At 29.6% G+C, this 17,607-nt stretch carries 14 protein-coding genes; 5 read left to right on the forward strand and 9 right to left on the reverse strand.

Going from position 1 to position 17,607, the window contains the following annotated elements; translation table 11 throughout:
* Positions 1 to 13: 13 nt before the first annotated feature.
* Positions 14 to 481 (forward strand): DUF6265 family protein, encoded by a 468-nt coding sequence (locus N5D90_RS08495; RefSeq protein ID WP_280062168.1) that lies wholly within the window; start codon positions 14 to 16, stop codon positions 479 to 481.
* Here the strand turns inward: N5D90_RS08495 and N5D90_RS08500 are convergent, their stop codons facing one another.
* A complete protein-coding gene (locus tag N5D90_RS08500; protein WP_280062169.1) occupies positions 482 to 1,675 on the reverse strand; it encodes a Pycsar system effector family protein in 1,194 nt (397 codons plus the stop codon).
* Positions 1,676 to 1,699: 24 nt separating this feature from the next.
* Between N5D90_RS08500 and N5D90_RS08505 the strand changes: the two genes are divergently transcribed.
* The gene (locus N5D90_RS08505; RefSeq protein WP_280062170.1) at positions 1,700 to 5,422 is read left to right on the forward strand and encodes a metallophosphoesterase; all 3,723 of its coding nucleotides are present in this window, start codon (positions 1,700 to 1,702) and stop codon (positions 5,420 to 5,422) included.
* Between the two features lie 32 nt (positions 5,423 to 5,454).
* On the opposite strand, the gene N5D90_RS08510 is transcribed toward N5D90_RS08505, so the two are convergent.
* The 4 genes from N5D90_RS08510 to N5D90_RS08525 form a co-directional block, all read right to left on the reverse strand.
* Positions 5,455 to 5,868, reverse strand: a complete 414-nt coding sequence (locus N5D90_RS08510; RefSeq protein WP_038336053.1) for an SRPBCC domain-containing protein — start codon at positions 5,866 to 5,868, stop codon at positions 5,455 to 5,457.
* A gap of 3 nt (positions 5,869 to 5,871) precedes the next feature.
* Positions 5,872 to 8,190 carry a hypothetical protein gene (locus N5D90_RS08515; protein ID WP_280062171.1) on the reverse strand — a complete coding sequence of 773 codons (2,319 nt, stop codon included), beginning with the start codon at positions 8,188 to 8,190 and terminating at the stop codon, positions 5,872 to 5,874.
* Positions 8,191 to 8,255: 65 nt separating this feature from the next.
* Positions 8,256 to 9,011 (reverse strand): peroxide stress protein YaaA, encoded by a 756-nt coding sequence (gene yaaA, locus N5D90_RS08520; protein WP_280046276.1) that lies wholly within the window; start codon positions 9,009 to 9,011, stop codon positions 8,256 to 8,258.
* 20 nt (positions 9,012 to 9,031) lie between these two features.
* Positions 9,032 to 9,652: an L-threonylcarbamoyladenylate synthase gene (locus N5D90_RS08525; protein WP_038336126.1), complete on the reverse strand. Its 621-nt coding sequence runs from the start codon at positions 9,650 to 9,652 to the stop codon at positions 9,032 to 9,034.
* Positions 9,653 to 9,847: 195 nt separating this feature from the next.
* On the opposite strand from N5D90_RS08525, the gene N5D90_RS08530 reads away from it, so the two are divergent.
* On the forward strand, positions 9,848 to 10,303 hold the full coding sequence (locus tag N5D90_RS08530) for a VOC family protein (RefSeq protein ID WP_280062172.1): 456 nt from the start codon (positions 9,848 to 9,850) through the stop codon (positions 10,301 to 10,303).
* A gap of 4 nt (positions 10,304 to 10,307) precedes the next feature.
* On the opposite strand, the gene N5D90_RS08535 is transcribed toward N5D90_RS08530, so the two are convergent.
* Entirely contained in the window at positions 10,308 to 10,631 is a 324-nt protein-coding gene (locus N5D90_RS08535; RefSeq protein ID WP_280062173.1) for a helix-turn-helix domain-containing protein, read from the reverse strand.
* A gap of 60 nt (positions 10,632 to 10,691) precedes the next feature.
* Positions 10,692 to 11,663, reverse strand: coding sequence for an N-acetylornithine carbamoyltransferase (locus N5D90_RS08540; protein ID WP_038336047.1), 972 nt, complete (start codon positions 11,661 to 11,663; stop codon positions 10,692 to 10,694).
* Between the two features lie 118 nt (positions 11,664 to 11,781).
* Between N5D90_RS08540 and N5D90_RS08545 the strand changes: the two genes are divergently transcribed.
* Positions 11,782 to 13,041, forward strand: a complete 1,260-nt coding sequence (locus tag N5D90_RS08545) for a M48 family metalloprotease (RefSeq protein ID WP_038336045.1) — start codon at positions 11,782 to 11,784, stop codon at positions 13,039 to 13,041.
* A 13-nt stretch (positions 13,042 to 13,054) separates the two neighbouring features.
* Here the strand turns inward: N5D90_RS08545 and N5D90_RS08550 are convergent, their stop codons facing one another.
* Positions 13,055 to 14,554, reverse strand: coding sequence for a DUF6770 family protein (locus N5D90_RS08550; RefSeq protein WP_152606185.1), 1,500 nt, complete (start codon positions 14,552 to 14,554; stop codon positions 13,055 to 13,057).
* A 36-nt stretch (positions 14,555 to 14,590) separates the two neighbouring features.
* Positions 14,591 to 15,472: a DUF72 domain-containing protein gene (locus N5D90_RS08555; RefSeq protein WP_280062174.1), complete on the reverse strand. Its 882-nt coding sequence runs from the start codon at positions 15,470 to 15,472 to the stop codon at positions 14,591 to 14,593.
* Positions 15,473 to 15,652: 180 nt separating this feature from the next.
* On the opposite strand from N5D90_RS08555, the gene htpG reads away from it, so the two are divergent.
* Positions 15,653 to 17,530, forward strand: coding sequence for a molecular chaperone HtpG (gene htpG, locus N5D90_RS08560; protein ID WP_280062175.1), 1,878 nt, complete (start codon positions 15,653 to 15,655; stop codon positions 17,528 to 17,530).
* The last annotated feature ends 77 nt before the right edge of the window (positions 17,531 to 17,607 follow it).

The raw sequence follows: 17,607 nt of genomic DNA on the forward strand, positions 1-17,607 counted from the left end.
GAAACACACCAATATGAAACAATTTACTTTTCTAATTTTATTTATTTTTTCGCTGAATTCTTGCGAATCAACTAAAACTTCTGCTGATAAACCAAGTTTTGATTTTTTGGTTGGAGAATGGATTAGAACAAATGAAAAACCTGATCGAAAAACGTATGAAAACTGGAAAAAAGTTGATAAAAACACTTTTTTAGGTTGTGGTTTTACTATCAAAAATAATGATACAATTTCGCAGGAACATCTTACTATCACAAAGATTGATGATAAATGGATATTGAAAGTTAACTTGGACAAAACTAAAAATGAGACAACTGATTTTAATTTGATCAATTCTGATAAAAATTCGTTTACATTAGAAAATCAAGAGAATGATTTTCCTAAACTTATCAAATATTGGAAAGTTGGAAATCAGTTAAAAGCTGAGATTAGTAATGATGAATCAAGTAAAATTGCGTTCGATTTCGAAAAAGTAAAGAAATAATTAAGCAACATTCGTGATCATCGCGTAAGCAAACGTTAGAACGGATAAAATTGTTCCGATCATAAAAATTGTGTACGTGATGCTTAACAAACGATATTTTCTTTCCAAAACTTTTCCTAAATAATACAAATCTCTTGTCATAGAATTATATAAATAATCGCGGTCTTTCATCAATTCTTGCATAGCTTCTTCGTACGCATCAAGCGACATTTGATAAAAATTTCCGAAGAAAAGTAAATTCACTTTTTTGTTTTTTACATCTTCTTCGTTAAAACTTTCGTACGTTACATTTGGTTTAGTTGCTAAAATTGCAAAAATAATTGAAACAACGCTTGATAAAAGCATTACAATTGAAGGTAAAAGTAAATATTCATTCTTTGGACTTCCTAATTTTGGAACCAAAGTAGAAAGCGCAATCGAAATCACAATGGCATTTACAGACAATAAGATATTGGCTTTACTATCTGCAATATCACTTAAACGCGTATGATTGTTTAACGTCACACGAAAAAGTGTATCAACTCCGCGTTCTGGTTGCTGAATTTTATCGTTTTTCTTTTTCTTAATTTCATACTTATTGGGAATATCACCAATCAACTCTATCTCTTTGATTTTGTTTTGTGTATAAATTAAGTTTTCTTCTTTTCCTTTTTGCCAATGTTTTTTTGCGGCATCTGTATAAAAATGATGAACATTTAGAAAGAAATTTCTATTTTCTAGATGCCATTCGTAGTCCGAAAATTCTTTGTGACAAATTTTGGCAATTTCATCACGTAACAACTCAGAAATTTTAGGATATTCAGTTTGTCCTAAATGATAGTTATCTGCATCTTTTACAATTGCTTCACCTATATTTTTCGGAACACTATTTAAAGTTGTGATTAAAATATAATCTTGGACTTCGTTGATGTAATTTTCGTCGAAATTATGCTCGCTCAAATACTGTTTTGCAATATTTGCACTTTCTTTTTCATGACCTTGCACGGTTTTTGTATATCCCGTATCATGAAACCAACCAGCAATTAATAATTTTTCTTGTAAATCTGTAGAGATTTGTTCCTCCGCGCTCAAAGTTTTTATGGCTTCTACAACTTTTACAGTATGCATAAAATTATGATACGTAAAATCTAAAGAAAGATTATCTTTGAACAGATTGAAAACATAGTTTTCTATATCTAATAACAATTGGTTCATCACAAGTTTTTAACGCTTAAATGTATGAAATTATTACCAACACTGAACAACAAAAAATTGAATTATCCATTTTTGGCTTTAGTAGGTTCTTGCCTTTATATGACATCTTGCGCAACGCAACATCCTCAATACGGGAAAAATATTAAGACTGAAAAAGTTCAAGAAGTTGAAGGAAAAAAGATTCAATCTATTTATTTAATCGGAGATGCCGGAAATTTAGATCAACCAAAAAATAAACAAAATTTAGAAATTTTAAAGAATCAATTAGCGAAAGCTGACTCTTCTTCTTACCTTTTCTTTTTAGGTGATAATGTTTACGAAAATGGAATTGTAACAGATTCTACAAAAGCTGAATATACAACAAGTAGAGAAAAACTTCAATTTCAGATTGATTTAGCGAAAGAATTTAAAGGAAAAACTCTTTTTATTCCAGGAAATCATGATTGGAGGAATGGTGTAAAAGGATTAAAAGAACAAGAAAAATTAGTCAAAAAACAATTGGGTAATAAAAAATCTTTTTTACCAAAAGATGCATGCCCAATTGATAAAATAAATGTAAATGATAGCATCGGAATTATTGCGATAGATTCTGAATGGTATTTGCAAGATTGGGACAAACATCCTGGTCTGAATGAAAAATGTGATATCAAATCGCGCGAAGCTTTCTTCGAAGAACTAGAATCGCAATTGAACAAATATCAAAACAGAACAACTGTTATCACGATGCATCATCCGTTATATTCGAACGGAACACATGGTGGACAATTTGATTTCAAAAAACAGTTTTATCCATTAGGAGATAATTTCAAAGTTCCATTACCAGTAATCGGATCTTTCATCAATTTACTAAGAAGTACAACAGGTCTTAGCCCTCAAGATGTTAACAATTTCAAATACAGAGAAATGGCTTCTCGTATTGCAACACTTATCGAAAATAGAAATAATGTAATTGTTGTTTCTGGACACGATCACAACTTGCAATACATTCAACAAAACAATGTCAAACAAATTATCAGTGGTTCTGGTTCTAAAAAAGAATCGGCAAAAGCGGTTGGTAAAAACGATTTTTCTTACGGAGATAATGGTTTTGTTGTCTTAGATTTGTATGATAATGGTGCTTCTAAAGCTAATTTCTATGGTTTTAAAGACGGTGGAATCGAATTATTATTAGCAAAACAAATTACAGAAAAGAAAAAGGAATATTTGGCTCAAGTTTATGATGACAAAAAAATGCCGAAAACGAAAGAAACAAGTGTATATCCATTAGAAGATACACGTAAATCTGATCCGTATAAATTCTTTTTTGGTCGCCATTATCGTCGAACATATGGTCAAACAATTACTGCTAATACCGTTAATTTAAGTCAGCTAAATGGAGGTTTAACCCCTGTTAGAATGGGCGGTGGACATCAAACGCAAAGTTTACGATTGGTGAATGCGAAAGGTGAAGAATACAATATGCGATCGGTGAAGAAAAGTGCCACGCAATTCATTCAGCAAGTTGCATTTAAAAATAAATATGTTGCAGATGAGTTTGAAGATTCGTTCACAGAAAAATTTTTGATGGATTTCTATACAACCAATCATCCATATTATCCATTAACAGTTGCTAATTTGATGAAACCGATCAATATTATGCATTCTACACCAAAATTATATTATGTTCCGAAACAAGAAGCCTTGAAAGAATATAATGAGAATTTTGGTGATGAATTATACATGATAGAAGAGCGACCAATGTCTGGATATCAAGATGGTGTTTTCGGAAAACCAAAAGATATTGTTAGTACAGATGATATGTTGGCTGCAATTCACAAAAACAAAGATGTTGTTGTAGATAAACAAGCCTACATTCGTGCTCGACTTTTTGATATGTTAGTTGGTGATTGGGATCGACATTCTGATCAATGGCGTTGGGGCGTTTACAAAGAAAATAATCAAACTGTTTACAAACCAATTCCACGTGATAGAGACCAAGCATTTCCACGTTATGACGGACTTTTCTTTCATTTGATTATGAAAATTCCGCCGCTTAGACATATGCAAGATTACAAAGATGATATCAAAAATGTAAAATGGTTCAACAGAGAACCTTATCCGTTGGATTTAGCCATTTTAGAATCATCCGATCTTGATTTATGGAAAAAAGAAGCAAAATATATTCAAGATAATTTGAGTGATGATTATATCAAACAATCATTTGAATTAATTCCTGAAGAAACAAAACAAGAATATGATCAAGAGGTAATCAATAATCTTATTGCCCGAAAATCTAAATTAGAAAAATTTGCTGAACAATATAATAAAGTTCTTCGCAAATTAATCATTCTGAAAGGAACAGACGAAGACGAAGATTTTGTAATAACTCGTTTACCAAAAGGAAAAACAAATGTAAAAATCTATTCAGGACAAGATCGAACTTTAATTCTTGATGAAGATTTTGATAAAAAAGAAACGAAAGAAATTCGTTTATACGGATTAAACGGAAAAGATAAATTCAAGGTTGAAGGAAAGCCAAATAATGCTATTTTAGTTCGTATTATTGGTGGAATAGATGACGATATGTACGAAGTAAAACGTTCTGCAAAAATAAAAGTATATGATTACGCAAACGGAAGTGATGCATCGGAATCTACCTTTTTAACGTCGAAAAATTTTGTCAACGATTACGAGGTTAATACATACGATTACAAACAACCGATGTATAATTTCTTTACTATGTTACCTAATATTGGCTACAATCCTGATGACGGAATAAAAATTGGTTTATCGCCAACCTACACTGTTAACGGTTTTGATCGTAAACCATATTCGCAACGTCACAATTTGCAATTAAGTTATTATTTTGCGACAGGCGGTTGGGATGCAAAATACAAAGGAACCTTTACAAAAGCTTTGGGTAAATGGAATTTAGACCTTAATGCTGCTTACACGAGTCCAACTTACAGTACAAATTTCTTTGGCTTAGGAAACGAAACCGTGAATAATCAAGAAGAAATTGGAATGGATTATAACCGTGTTCGATTAGAAAGTTATAGTATTGGACCATCTATTTTCAAGATTATGAATAACAATGGTCGTTTAGATTTTTCTGCGATTTATAGTTACAAAAAGATTGAAGAAAATCAAGATCGTATCGTCGAAGATTTACCATCAATTAATAGAGACGTTTTCAAAGGACAACATTTCGGAGAAATTGGAGCCAAATATTTGTTCAAAAATTACGATAACGAATCATTACCAAAATTAGGCATGACATTTTTAGCTAATGCAAAATGGATTTCTAACTTGACAGATTTTGAACGTAATCATTTTTACACAGAACTTAATTTAGGTTTTACGCATAAAATTTCTGCAAATGGAAGATTAACAGTTGCTTCTATGCTAAAAGGTAAAGCAGTTTGGGGTAATTTTATGGAATTCTACCAAATGGCTAATTTAGGTGGAGATCAAGATTTACGTGGTTATCGATTAGGTCGTTTTGCTGGAGACAAAGTTTTCTTACAAACATCTGATTTACGATTTGATGCTTTACGTTTCAAAGCAGTTGTTCCATTACGATTAGGCGTTTTTGTTGGAGCTGATTATGGACGAGTTTGGTTAAACGGAGAAGACTCAAATAAATGGCATTCATCTATGGGTGGTGGACTTTGGATAAACGGAGCACAATCTATTACCGCAACAGTTTCATACTTTAAAGGTGAAGATCCAGGGCGAATCGTTTTCGGTTTGAATTTCGGATTTTAGAATACAAAAAAATAACCTTCAAAATTTGAAGGTTATTTTTTTTGTACATATTTCTTAATTGCTTGCATCATATTTATCCACGCATTTTCTGAATGTGAGCGTTCAAAATCATCCGCAAAATCTTTTCCTTCAATTGATAGATAAGTAAAATTACCCGAAGCTTTCAAGTTAAAAATCACTTCAATCTCATGGTTTGTATTTTGTTTTTTATAATTATATCGTAATCGTTCATTCTCCATAATAGATGTAATCAAAGCTTCATCTATCAACGTTTCATTATTTTTTTGTGATACAAACTTTATCTTCTCTCCTACTTTCCAATCGTTACAAGTCATTTTTATGTTTTCAAAACATTCATTAAACGCTTGTTCATCAGTCAAAACTTTCCAAATATTTTCGGCAGTACTATCTATCGAAATATTAAGCAATACATCATCTTTTTCCATTCTTTATTCTTCTATTTTAGTATATTTTTCGAGTTTATTTTTATAATTAATCGAAACTCTAATTGCTTGCAAACCACTTATACCCTGCAAATCATCAATTTCCAAATATTCAACATCTTTTTTCAAAAAATTCTTATCAATTAATAAATTGATATAATTTGAGTATTCTTCTTTTAGGATATCTTCGGTATAAATAATACAAATTTTGTGTGGCAAATTGATTCGTTCATTTGTCCCTTTCACAAAAGCTTTACTCAATCTTTTCTTGATTATTTCATATTTTGCATTGTTGTATCCATTAACATCAAAACGTTTCTCATCTAATTTGAACAAAATATCTAAAGTGGTATTCGTTGCAAAAATCAACGAAGCAACCTCAACTTTTAATGGTGTTTTTTTCTGAATTTCTTTGTAAGATTGTTCCAAAGCTATCATCGCTTGTAGTTGCCAATATCTAATTTCTCGAATATTTTGATAGGAGAATTTTTTGAACGGCGCAATACTTCGTCCAACATACAAATTATAATCAATTCCATCTGTCTTGAAACGTTCGTAATAATGCGGAAATACACCTTGAGCATCTTTCTGAAAAGTATCTAATTTGTTCGACAAAAGTGAATTTGTCATTACAATTGTTTGGTCAAATTTTTTGCGATCAACATAAAATAATCCCGTTGTAGAATCTAATTTTTTTAGATATTCTTCGATAATCGATTTCTCATCATCCTTTACATATTTGGGAATTTCAGGATGAATATGCAACGTAATGTAATCAAATAATTCACTTTCGAAATAGATTTTATCTACATTATCTATTCGTTGCAAAAAATCAGTCAAATCGTCACTATAATCCAAAAATTTATTCTTTTTTGTACGATTATATAACTCGTTACAAATCAAAATCAAGTAATTAATCTGATTAGTGTAATCTTTTTTTAAACATTGATTTCGAATCACTGACGAATTTCTCACATCCAATTCACCATAAATTGGATATACATTTTGAAAAGAAATCTGCGATTTTTGTTTTGTGTTTCCCGGATGCAATATATGTTCACGAGCTTTTTCTCTAAATTTCCAATCTACACTTGGATGCAACGATGTGTATTCGGTTTGTATATAAGCATTGATTTGATTCTCAAATTCTACCGTATAGCGATAAATAGATTCTTCTAAAAGAGGCGTGATTTCGCGTAAAAGGTTTGCATTAATTCGATTGAAAACTCCAGCTTCTTTCGAGCCTATTTCTAAAATACCTAAATGAGATTTTCCGTTTTTCAATGGATAAAGAATCAAACTTTTCAGACCAGATTCATTTGCCATTCTCAACATTTTATCTTGTGGAAACTTTTCTAAAGCTGCGTCAATATTAGAAACAACATAATAATCTGATTTCGATATTTTGTTCTCTAAATCAGCACAAAAAACTTCATTCAGTTTTATTTTTTTATGATTATCAATCAGTAAACTATCATTCAATTGTAATAAATGACTAATTTCTAATTGATTTTTATCCGAATTATAAGCTGAAAAACCGACTTCTAAATTATTGATCCTAAAAATAGATTTTAATGCAGAAATAATATCATTTCGAACAATATTAAAAGGTTCTCCATAAGATAATAATTTAGATTTTAAGTTAGAAAGTGCAATTTCAGTCGTATTGTCAAAAAATGAAACAAGATTAAACCCTTTTGCAATCCAAGATCCAATTGGAATTTTTCTCATCCACAAAGCTGTATCTTCATAATTATTCAACAACTCTTCAATTTCATCTTCAGTCAATTTAAATTTATCTTCAGATGGATAAATACGAAAATAATCATGGTTTATATCAGTACCAAGATAAGTTCTGTAGCCATTTTGATTGTCTATCACCAACTGATTTGATAAATTAAAATCTAAATTTTTATGATAATATTTTGATAAGATAAAGCAACAACAAAACTTATATAATGTATCATAATCTAAATCTTCGAAATTGAATTTTAATCGCGATTCATTATTATTAATCAACTCTTTAAGTCGATCCGTTGCAAAAATAAATTTATCTGAAAAGGGAAAAGTTATCGCTTTTAAATTATATTTTACAAATGGTTTTGGAATAATTTTCTCAATAATAGGCTCAACATCTTTGATAATTTTCTGAAAATCTTCAAATGTTTCAACACCATTAATCAACTCTGGTCGAGTAGCTTTCAGGTATTCTAGAAAAGCTTTAAACTCTCCAAAATTGTATTCAGATCGTTCTAATTCTTCAATCAGAGATTGGAACGAGTAAATAATTTTGATGGGTAATTTATCGATAAAATTTTCTTTCATATATTATTTAAAAATAACAAAAGACTACTAATAAAGTAGTCTTCAAGTTATTATTTTTTTAGTCATTATCTTGTAAATACCAAAATTTCTTCGGCAGAAAGGTTCTCATCAAAACGATAACCATCCACGTCAAATGCTTTCACTTGATCCAAAGTTTCAACTTTATTTTCTGCACAATAACGCGCCATTGCACCACGAGCATGTTTAAAATACATCATGATTTTTTTCAATTCACCGTTTTTGTAATCTTGAAACTCTACATCAATCATCGGAACTTTTAACGATTTTCTATCCAAAACTTTTGCATATTCATTGCTTGCTAAATTTAAGATAAACTCGCCTTTCTTCAATTTTGAATTTAGAAAAGATGTCAAAATTTCTTTCCAAAAACCATACAAATTTTTCGAACCATGAACATCTAATTTCGAACCCATTTCCAATCGATACAACATTACTTTATCAGAAGGACGCAACATCCCATAAAGTCCAGATAACAAAAATGCATGTTTATTAAAGTAATCAAATGCATCATCATCTAAAGTTTCAGCATTCAACCCTCTATAAACTTCACCTTTGAAAGCTAAAGCTGCTGGAATAGCTTGTTTTGCAGTAGGTTTAACATTCCAAACCTGATTACGCTCCACATTCATTTCCGCAATATCTTTCGAAATTTTCATTAATTTTTCAAGATCTGTTGTACTCATCTCTTTCATAACATCCATAATTTCTTGCGAATGTTCCAAAAATTGAGGTGTTGTTGCTCTCCATTTAGCATTCGTTTCCAAATTCATCATCTTCGCTGGAGAAAGTAATATTTTCATAGTTTTTTCTTAAAAATAAATTATAAATAATCTTCAATATCACCTTTACCTTCACGTAAAACCTCTACTCCATCTGTCATATCAACAATAGTAGACGCAATATTATCTCCATAACCACTATCAATCACAGCATCCACAAGTTTCTCCCATTTCTCAAAAATCAATTCAGGATCTGTTGTATATTCAACAATTTCATCTTCATCATAAATAGAAGTTGAGGCAATAGGATTTCCTAATTTTTCGACAATCATTTGCGGAACAGCATGATCTGGAACACGAATACCAACCGTTTTTTTTCCTTTGTAAGCGACAGGTAAATTGCGCGATGCATTCATGACAAATGTAAATGGCCCTGGTAAAGCGCGTTTCAAAATCTTAAACGTACTATTATCAATTGGCAAAGTGTATTGAGACAAATGGCTTAGATCATTACAAACAATAGAAAAATGAGATTTTTCTAATTTAACACCTTTCAATCGTGCCAATTTTTCCATCGCTTTGATATTCGTAATATCACATCCTAATCCATACACAGTGTCGGAAGGATAAATAATTAAACCTCCATTTTGTAGAATCTTAACCACTTGATCAATCGCTTTTTCTTGTGGATTTTCTGGATGAATTCTGATATAATCTGCCATTTGTAAATCTTTATTCAAAGATACAAAATTGCAATCAATAAAATTCTTTCCTAAATTTTTGTTTTTGATTGGATGATTGAAGAAATTGATATTCTTCTTTAGTTGCATGATATTTTCTTAAAAAACTCCAACTAACAATTTTGTAAGTTCTTGTAAAGAGATGTCAACCATACTAATTTTACAGAAAAATTAAACATGATTTTAGCAGAAAATATAGTAGCCTTTCATCATTATTCTTTAAAAGTAAATGACTTTGAAAAAACATTGAAATTTTATGATTCTTTAGGTTTTGAAGAGGTTCATTCATGGTCATTGCCTTCTTTTAAGTTAAAAAAAGCTGTAATGATTTACAATAAAAATATCAATTGTTACATCGAATTATTTGATAAAGATGCTGAAATTCCAACTCAAGGTAGAAAAAGGCAAGCGGATGATGAATACATTGAAAATTCAATCTTACATATTTGTTTTATGGTAAAAGATGCAGAAAAAGCTCGAGAAGAGGCAATAAAAAATGGAGCTTTTGATTTGAGTAAAGGTGTTCACGAACTTTTATTAAGTAACGATAAAAAACCGGTTAATGTTCGTAATAGTCTTGTTTATAGTCCTAATGGAGAGGTTATTGAATTTTTAGAAAATGTACATTTTTAAATTTTTATAAATCTAATTTATTGATATTTTCTAATAGTGATAAAACTTTATCTCCTTTTGAAGATAACTTATAAATTGATTTTGTTTTATCTTTTTCATTCTCAATCAAATGATCTATTTGCAATTCTTTCAATTGTTTTGTCAAAATTCTATCAGTAAGATTAGGAAATTCTAATTTCAAATCAGAATAACTTTTTGTAGTTTCCTTTAAAGTAAAAATTATTGAAACCTTCCATCTACCAGTGATTAAGGATAAAACCTTGTAAGCGTTACAAAAGTTTTCTAAATATTTATCATTAATAGAATTTGTAGAATTTTCTTTCTTCATAATTGAATGAGATTGAAAAAAAATAAGGCTAAAATTTAATCTTTAGCCTTGTTTTTTTATCTACTTATTTTTCAGAATTTCGTGGAAAACAGTTTGAGCAGAGAAAATTCTATTTGTTGCTTCATCAATTACGATAGAACGATCAGAATCTAAAACTTCATCAGATACTACCACATTACGACGAACTGGTAAACAGTGCATAAATTTTCCGTTATTTGTCAAATTCATTTTATCCATTGTCACTTCCCAATCTTTATCACCATCATTCGCTTGACCATAATTTTCATAAGAAGACCAGTTTTTTGCATAAACAAAATCAGCATCTTTCAACGCTTCATCTTGATCATAAGCAATCGTTGCTCCATCAGTAAATTTTGGGTCTAATTCATAACCTTTCGGTTGTACAACTGTAAAATCTACCCAATCTACTTTAGAAAACCACTGTGCAAAAGAATTCGGAACAGCTTGTGGCAAACGACGTGGATGCGGCGCCCAAGTCATCACAACTTTCACTTTCTTTGCAGGTTTTGTTCCTGGCGTATAACCCGTTTTTTCTGCAATTGTAATTAAATCCGCAAAAGACTGTAATGGATGTAATGTTGCACTTTCCAAAGACACAACAGGAACAGAAGATAACTCTTTTACTTTATTGAACATGATTTCGTTGTAATCCTCATCACGATCTACTAATTTCGGAAAAGTACGAACTCCTAAAACATCACAATACGCACTCATTACCTTGATTGCTTCCTTGATATGTTCTTGCGAATCTCCATTCATCACAGCTCCATCAGCCATTTCCAATGTCCAAGAATCTGCTCCAGCATTCAAAACCCAAGCATTTGCTCCAAGATTATAAGCCGCTTTAATAGAGCTTAGACGTGTACGCAAACTTGGATTAAAAAAAATTAAACCAACTGTTTTGTTTTTACCAACTTCTTGTTGAGCAAAAGGATTTGCTTTAATTTCTAAGGCTGTTTTTAGTAATTCGTCGATGTTTTCTACATCATAAACCGAAGTAAATTGTTTCATAATTGAGAAGAATCTTTTGTTTTATTTGTTCTGCAAAATTAGTTGAAACAATCGAGGTTTAAAGAATTATTTGTATATTTTTGTAAGAATTATACACTAAAAATTTTCACAAAATAGAATGAAATACTTTATACTTTTTTTCTCTTATTTATTATTTATTCAAACTGTTAATTCTCAAACAAAAGAATTAGATTCTAAATATGTTAAAAATATAAAATCAACCCTTAGTAATTTCAAATCAAAAGAAGAAAGAAAAGAATATGATAATTATTTTGAATTTTTAGAACATCGAATTTCTCTTAATTATACTAAAAATAATTACATGTTAGATAATGATTATCAAAAGCTTACTCAAAACACTTTTAATCAAATCATTTCTAAAAACACTGATTTAAAATCGAATACAAATAAATTCTATATTATTAAATCTAATATTCCTAATGCTGCTTCGTTAGGTTTTAATATATATTTTATAGAATCTGGTTTATTTAATTTGTTAGATAATCAATTTCAATTTGCAGCCGTAATTTGTCATGAGATTGCGCATAATCAATTAAATCATACAAGATTATCAATAGAACAAGATGCAGAATTTGAGAAAGATTTTAAAAGAGAAATCAAGTCTATCAAACGACAAGATTTTTTAAAATTGATTAAATCTCAAGATGTAGTTATTCAAAAAAAGTATGATTTAGCAGAACAATCGCGCAAAAAAGAAATTTCTGCTGATAGTTTGGGATATATTTTATATAAAAATCTTAATTATCCTAAAAGTGAATATTTTCATCTTTTAAAGAAAATTGAAGAATTTGATCAAAACGATAAATTTATACTTGATGATTCTATCTACGCTTATTTATTTGATTTACCTGAACAAAAATTCAATCCTAAATCGATTAAAATAGAAAAAAACTCATTGTTCGAAGGATTAAATTTTACTGAATATATTGATAAAGATTCTATTCGTACACATCCAAATTTGAATGATCGATTAAATTGGATTCAGAAAAATTTTCAAGAAGATTTTACGAAACAAAATGTAACTCCTTCGGCAGAATTTGAAAATGTCAAAGCAAAAGAAATCCAAAATTATTACGAAAATTATATTCACAATGAAGAATATACAACAGCACTTTTGGAGTTGATGTATGAGAAGCAAAATCATTCGAATAGAACAGATTTAGACAAATATATTGGAATAATTTTCACTAAGTTGTATGAAGGTCGAAAATCATTAAAATTTAATAAATATGTTGCTCAAGTTGATGCAAATGACAAAAATATCAATAAGCAAAAGTTACTGAGTTTCTTATGGAGTTTAACAAATGACGAATTAAAAAATATTGGAGAATATTATACAAAAAAAGCAACTAATTAGTTGCTTTTTCCTTTTATAAATTTAGTTTTTCTATTCGAACTGAGCTTTCTTTCTCATCTTTATTATATTCACTAATAAAAATATAGCCATATTTAGCTTTACCAAAACGCATACTTGTTTCCTTTGTTTTGAAAGGCATTTTATCTTGAGTTAACACGCCATTTTTAAGCTTATTAATGATTAAATTCCAAACTTTTTTATCATTTTTATCTTGTTCGCTATAAAAAAACAAAACTTCGTTTTCAGCTTTATTTTCTTGAGAAAAAAGATAACTATCAAACATTTTTTGTTTCGATTTTTCTAAAACAATATGATTTTTAAAAATTCCATTTTTATCAAAATTAGCGATAATATAGTCTGTAGATCGAATAATAGTAAAGCTATTATCTCCTTTTTGCTTTTCTAATAAAACCGTAAACGAATTATCATCATAATTAAAAAACTCTTTCAAAGCATAACGATAACCATCATTATCTCTTAATGTTTTAAAACCAATATCAGAAAATATTTCGTTGTAATTAATTCTTTTTTCTAACAATTGCTTTCCTACACTATCATAAATTGTTCGCATCAATCCAATAGTTGGTCCAAATCTAGAGTATGGAATAGCATGTTCTGAAGATTCTTTTATTTCTCCTATTACAAGTAGTTTATTATTTTGTATTTCCATCTCAGGAAAAACATAAATACCTTCTCGGTTAGTTTTTGAACTATATACAATATTTGATGTGTTTTTTCCGTCAGCCAAATCATACGTTAACAACCTCTCTACACCAATTTTAGAAAATCCAGAAGATTCATCAACCTTTTTTTGCAATAAAACTAATTGATCATTTTTAAAAGTTCCTAGTTCAAACTTATAACCATCTTTTTTCATTTTTTTATCAATCACATAAGAAAATGTATTCTCATAATTCTCGTTATAAATATTTATACTTTCTAAAAGATTTTCGAAACCAATCTTAAAATCAACATAATAAACTTGATTTTCGTCTTTATACATTTTAAATACATTGGCAGAATACATCGAAGTGTTCAAAAATTTCATCTTATCAAAACTTTCAACTTCAGAAAACGAAGTATAACCACCATTTCTATAAAACATAACATCTTCGGTTTTATTTGTTTTCAAATCAAGCTTCATCAAAATATTTCCATATTCTCCAAAACTTTTAGCATGGTATAATTTCGAATTGATATACAATTTTTGCTTCAAAAATTCTATTCCTGTAAAGCTATAAATTGACTTTGCAATATTACGAAGCTCAAAATCTCCATTCGTAATTTTGTTCAAATTATTGTCTAACAATACATATTCGTATTGAACAAATTTATCTTCTTTTATTAAACCTTTGTTGAAAATGAATGCATATCCAATCACATTTCCATCGTTGTCATTAAGTCGAGAAGATTGCTCTAAAACTCCAGTAGACAACTCTTTCAAATTCTGAACTTGAGCAAAAGAAAAAGTGAGAGTTATAAATGTAAGTAGTACAAATAAAAGTTTTTTCATATAGTTTTTAAAATAATTTCTAATAATCTTAAACGTCTAAAACAACGTCAATTCATCTTGCGGACCACGAATGTCTAAATCTAAATCATTGTTCAATTTCTTGATGAAATATTTGGCTAACATTGGCGATTCTAACTCTAAATTTTGATGAATAAAGAAATACAATTTCTGCAAACCTTCTGCTTTCCAAAGTTTAATTGTTTCAATCCATTCATCTAATCGTTCATAATCGGATGGAATATTTGCTCCAACAAAATGCACAAAAGCTTCATTCGAAGTCAATCGCATATGCACCATATCTCTCCTACCCGCTGTGTCAACAATGATATTTGAAATGTTATGCTTTTCTAATAACGAAACTAATTGATTAAAATTTTCTTCATTCGAAAACCAATCTTCATGACGAAGTTCTACAGCTAACGGATAACCTTTCGGAAAATTTTGAATGAAATTTTCTAATTTTTCAAAATCTTTTGGGGCAAAATTTTCGTGCATTTGTAAGAAAATCATTCCTAATTTTTCTTCAAATAACGCAACTGCATCCAAATATTGATTCAGTTTATCTGTCACATTTTGCAATCGACCATAATGACTAATACTTTGCGGAATTTTTGGGAAAAATTTAAAATCTTTTGGCGTTTTATTCGCCCAAGTTTCTACATTTTCTTTACTCGGAGAACGATAATATGTCGCATTTAACTCGATACTATTAAATTGTGTTGAATAATAACTTAATTCATCTTTTGTTTTAGGCGGATAAAAATTCTTCAAATCTTGCTTATTCCATTTCGCACAGCCTACATATACTTCAAAATTATCTGATTTATCAGCCTTATTCAACAAATCAATCGTTTCTTTTGGCGTTTTTGGTAATGTAAAATCAACCAATTCTGGGTTTTCTACTTTTCCGAATTTCATCTTTCTAAATTTGAACGAAAATTAAGCAATTATAAGCAGTTCGCAAGATCTATTTTACGACAAAATGTCAGAAAAATTTCATTTGGAATATCTTTTGAAATTTAGAATTCGTCAATAAATCTCATGATTTAGACTATTTACAAGAAAAACTAATTATTAAATAATAAAAATACAATAACGATGAATAAAGGAAATATTAATGTTTCGGTAGAGAATATCTTTCCATTAATTAAGAAGTTTTTATACAGCGATCACGAAATTTTTTTGCGTGAATTAATTTCGAATGCTTCTGACGCAACCCTGAAATTAAAGCATTTAACAAGTATTGGTGATGCAAAAGTAGAATACGGAAATCCAAAAATTGAAGTAAAAATCAATAAAGATGATAATACTTTACACATTATTGACCAAGGTTTGGGAATGACAGCTGATGAAGTGGAGAAATACATCAATCAAGTAGCGTTTTCTGGAGCGGAAGAATTTATCAATCAACACCAAGATGCGGACGGAATTATCGGACATTTTGGTTTAGGTTTTTATTCTGCGTTTATGGTTGCGGATAAAGTAGAAATCATTACAAAATCATACAAAGACGAGCCTGCAGTTCATTGGACATGTGATGGTTCACCTGAATTTACGTTAGAAAATTCGGATAAAACTGAGCGTGGAACTGAAATCGTTTTACATATTGCTGAAGATTCGAAAGAATTTTTAGACGAATGGAAAATCCGTGAATTATTGAATAAATACAATAAATTCATGCCAATTCCAATCAAATTTGGAACGAAAAAAGAAACACTTCCTTTACCAGAAGGTGCTGCTGAAGATGCAAAACCTGAGGAAATCGAAGTTGATGATATTATCAATAATACAAATCCAGCTTGGACAAAAGCGCCATCTGAATTGTCTGACGAAGATTATCAAAATTTCTACAGAGAATTGTATCCAATGCAATTTGAAGAACCTTTATTCCACATTCATTTAAATGTTGATTATCCATTTAATTTGACTGGAATTTTGTTCTTCCCAAAATTAGGAAACAATATCAATATTGATAAAGATCGTATTCAATTGTACCAAAATCAAGTGTTTGTAACAGACGAAGTGAAAGGAATTGTACCTGATTTCTTGATGTTATTGCGCGGTGTGATTGATTCTCCAGATATTCCGTTGAATGTTTCGCGTTCGTACTTACAAGCTGATGGAGCAGTGAAGAAAATTTCTGCGCATATTACGAAAAAAGTGGCGGATAAAATGTCATCATTAATAAATCAAAATCGTGAAGATTACGAGCAAAAATGGAACGATATTAAAGTTGTCATTGAATATGGAATGATTTCGGAAGATAAATTCTTCGAAAAATCTGACAAATTTGCATTGTATCCAACAATTGATGGTAAATATTTCACTTGGGACGAATTGAATGTTGCAATCAAAGACAATCAAACCAACAAAGACGGAAAATTAGTTATTCTTTATGCTTCTGATGTTGATGGACAAGATCAATACATTCAAATTGCTAAAGAGAAAGGTTACGAAGTAATTTTATTAGATTCTCCTATTTCTTCTCACTTGATTCAGAAATTAGAATCAACAAAAGAAAATGTAACATTTGTTCGTGTTGATGCAGATCATATCAATAATTTGATTGAAAAAGATGAAGTTAAAATTTCTAAATTATCTGATGATGATAAAGAAAAATTGAAAACTGAAATCACAGAATCAATCAACAACAAATCATATACAATTCAATTAGAAGATTTATCTGGAACAGACGCGCCTTTCATCATTACGCAATCAGAATTTATGCGTCGTATGAAAGACATGCAAGCTTCTGGTGGAGCTGGAATGTTCGGAATGGGTAATTTCCCTGAAATGTATAATGTTGTGGTAAATGCAAACTCGGATTTAGCAACAGAGATTTTAGCTAAAGATTCGAAAGAAGAAAAAGATGCGTTGATTAACCAAGCATTAGATTTAGCAAAATTATCACAAGGTTTGTTAAAAGGTAAAGAGTTAACAAATTTTATCAATAGAAGTTTTAAGAACATTAAATAATCTCAGAACACTATATTTTAGTAATCTTAAACTTAAAATCCAGCACATCATGTGCTGGATTTTTTATTTCTCAATAG

Source organism: Empedobacter sp. GD03797, from assembly GCF_029842105.1.
Classification (GTDB): Bacteria; Bacteroidota; Bacteroidia; order Flavobacteriales; family Weeksellaceae; genus Empedobacter; species Empedobacter falsenii_C.

Coding starts and splice junctions, on each gene's coding strand:
- N5D90_RS08495 (WP_280062168.1), top strand. CDS start 14: ATGAAACAATTTACTTTTCTAATTTTATTTATTTTTTCGCTGAATTCT.
- N5D90_RS08500 (WP_280062169.1), bottom strand. CDS start 1,675: ATGAACCAATTGTTATTAGATATAGAAAACTATGTTTTCAATCTGTTC.
- N5D90_RS08505 (WP_280062170.1), top strand. CDS start 1,700: ATGAAATTATTACCAACACTGAACAACAAAAAATTGAATTATCCATTT.
- N5D90_RS08510 (WP_038336053.1), bottom strand. CDS start 5,868: ATGGAAAAAGATGATGTATTGCTTAATATTTCGATAGATAGTACTGCC.
- N5D90_RS08515 (WP_280062171.1), bottom strand. CDS start 8,190: ATGAAAGAAAATTTTATCGATAAATTACCCATCAAAATTATTTACTCG.
- yaaA (WP_280046276.1), bottom strand. CDS start 9,011: ATGAAAATATTACTTTCTCCAGCGAAGATGATGAATTTGGAAACGAAT.
- N5D90_RS08525 (WP_038336126.1), bottom strand. CDS start 9,652: ATGGCAGATTATATCAGAATTCATCCAGAAAATCCACAAGAAAAAGCG.
- N5D90_RS08530 (WP_280062172.1), top strand. CDS start 9,848: ATGATTTTAGCAGAAAATATAGTAGCCTTTCATCATTATTCTTTAAAA.
- N5D90_RS08535 (WP_280062173.1), bottom strand. CDS start 10,631: ATGAAGAAAGAAAATTCTACAAATTCTATTAATGATAAATATTTAGAA.
- N5D90_RS08540 (WP_038336047.1), bottom strand. CDS start 11,663: ATGAAACAATTTACTTCGGTTTATGATGTAGAAAACATCGACGAATTA.
- N5D90_RS08545 (WP_038336045.1), top strand. CDS start 11,782: ATGAAATACTTTATACTTTTTTTCTCTTATTTATTATTTATTCAAACT.
- N5D90_RS08550 (WP_152606185.1), bottom strand. CDS start 14,554: ATGAAAAAACTTTTATTTGTACTACTTACATTTATAACTCTCACTTTT.
- N5D90_RS08555 (WP_280062174.1), bottom strand. CDS start 15,472: ATGAAATTCGGAAAAGTAGAAAACCCAGAATTGGTTGATTTTACATTA.
- htpG (WP_280062175.1), top strand. CDS start 15,653: ATGAATAAAGGAAATATTAATGTTTCGGTAGAGAATATCTTTCCATTA.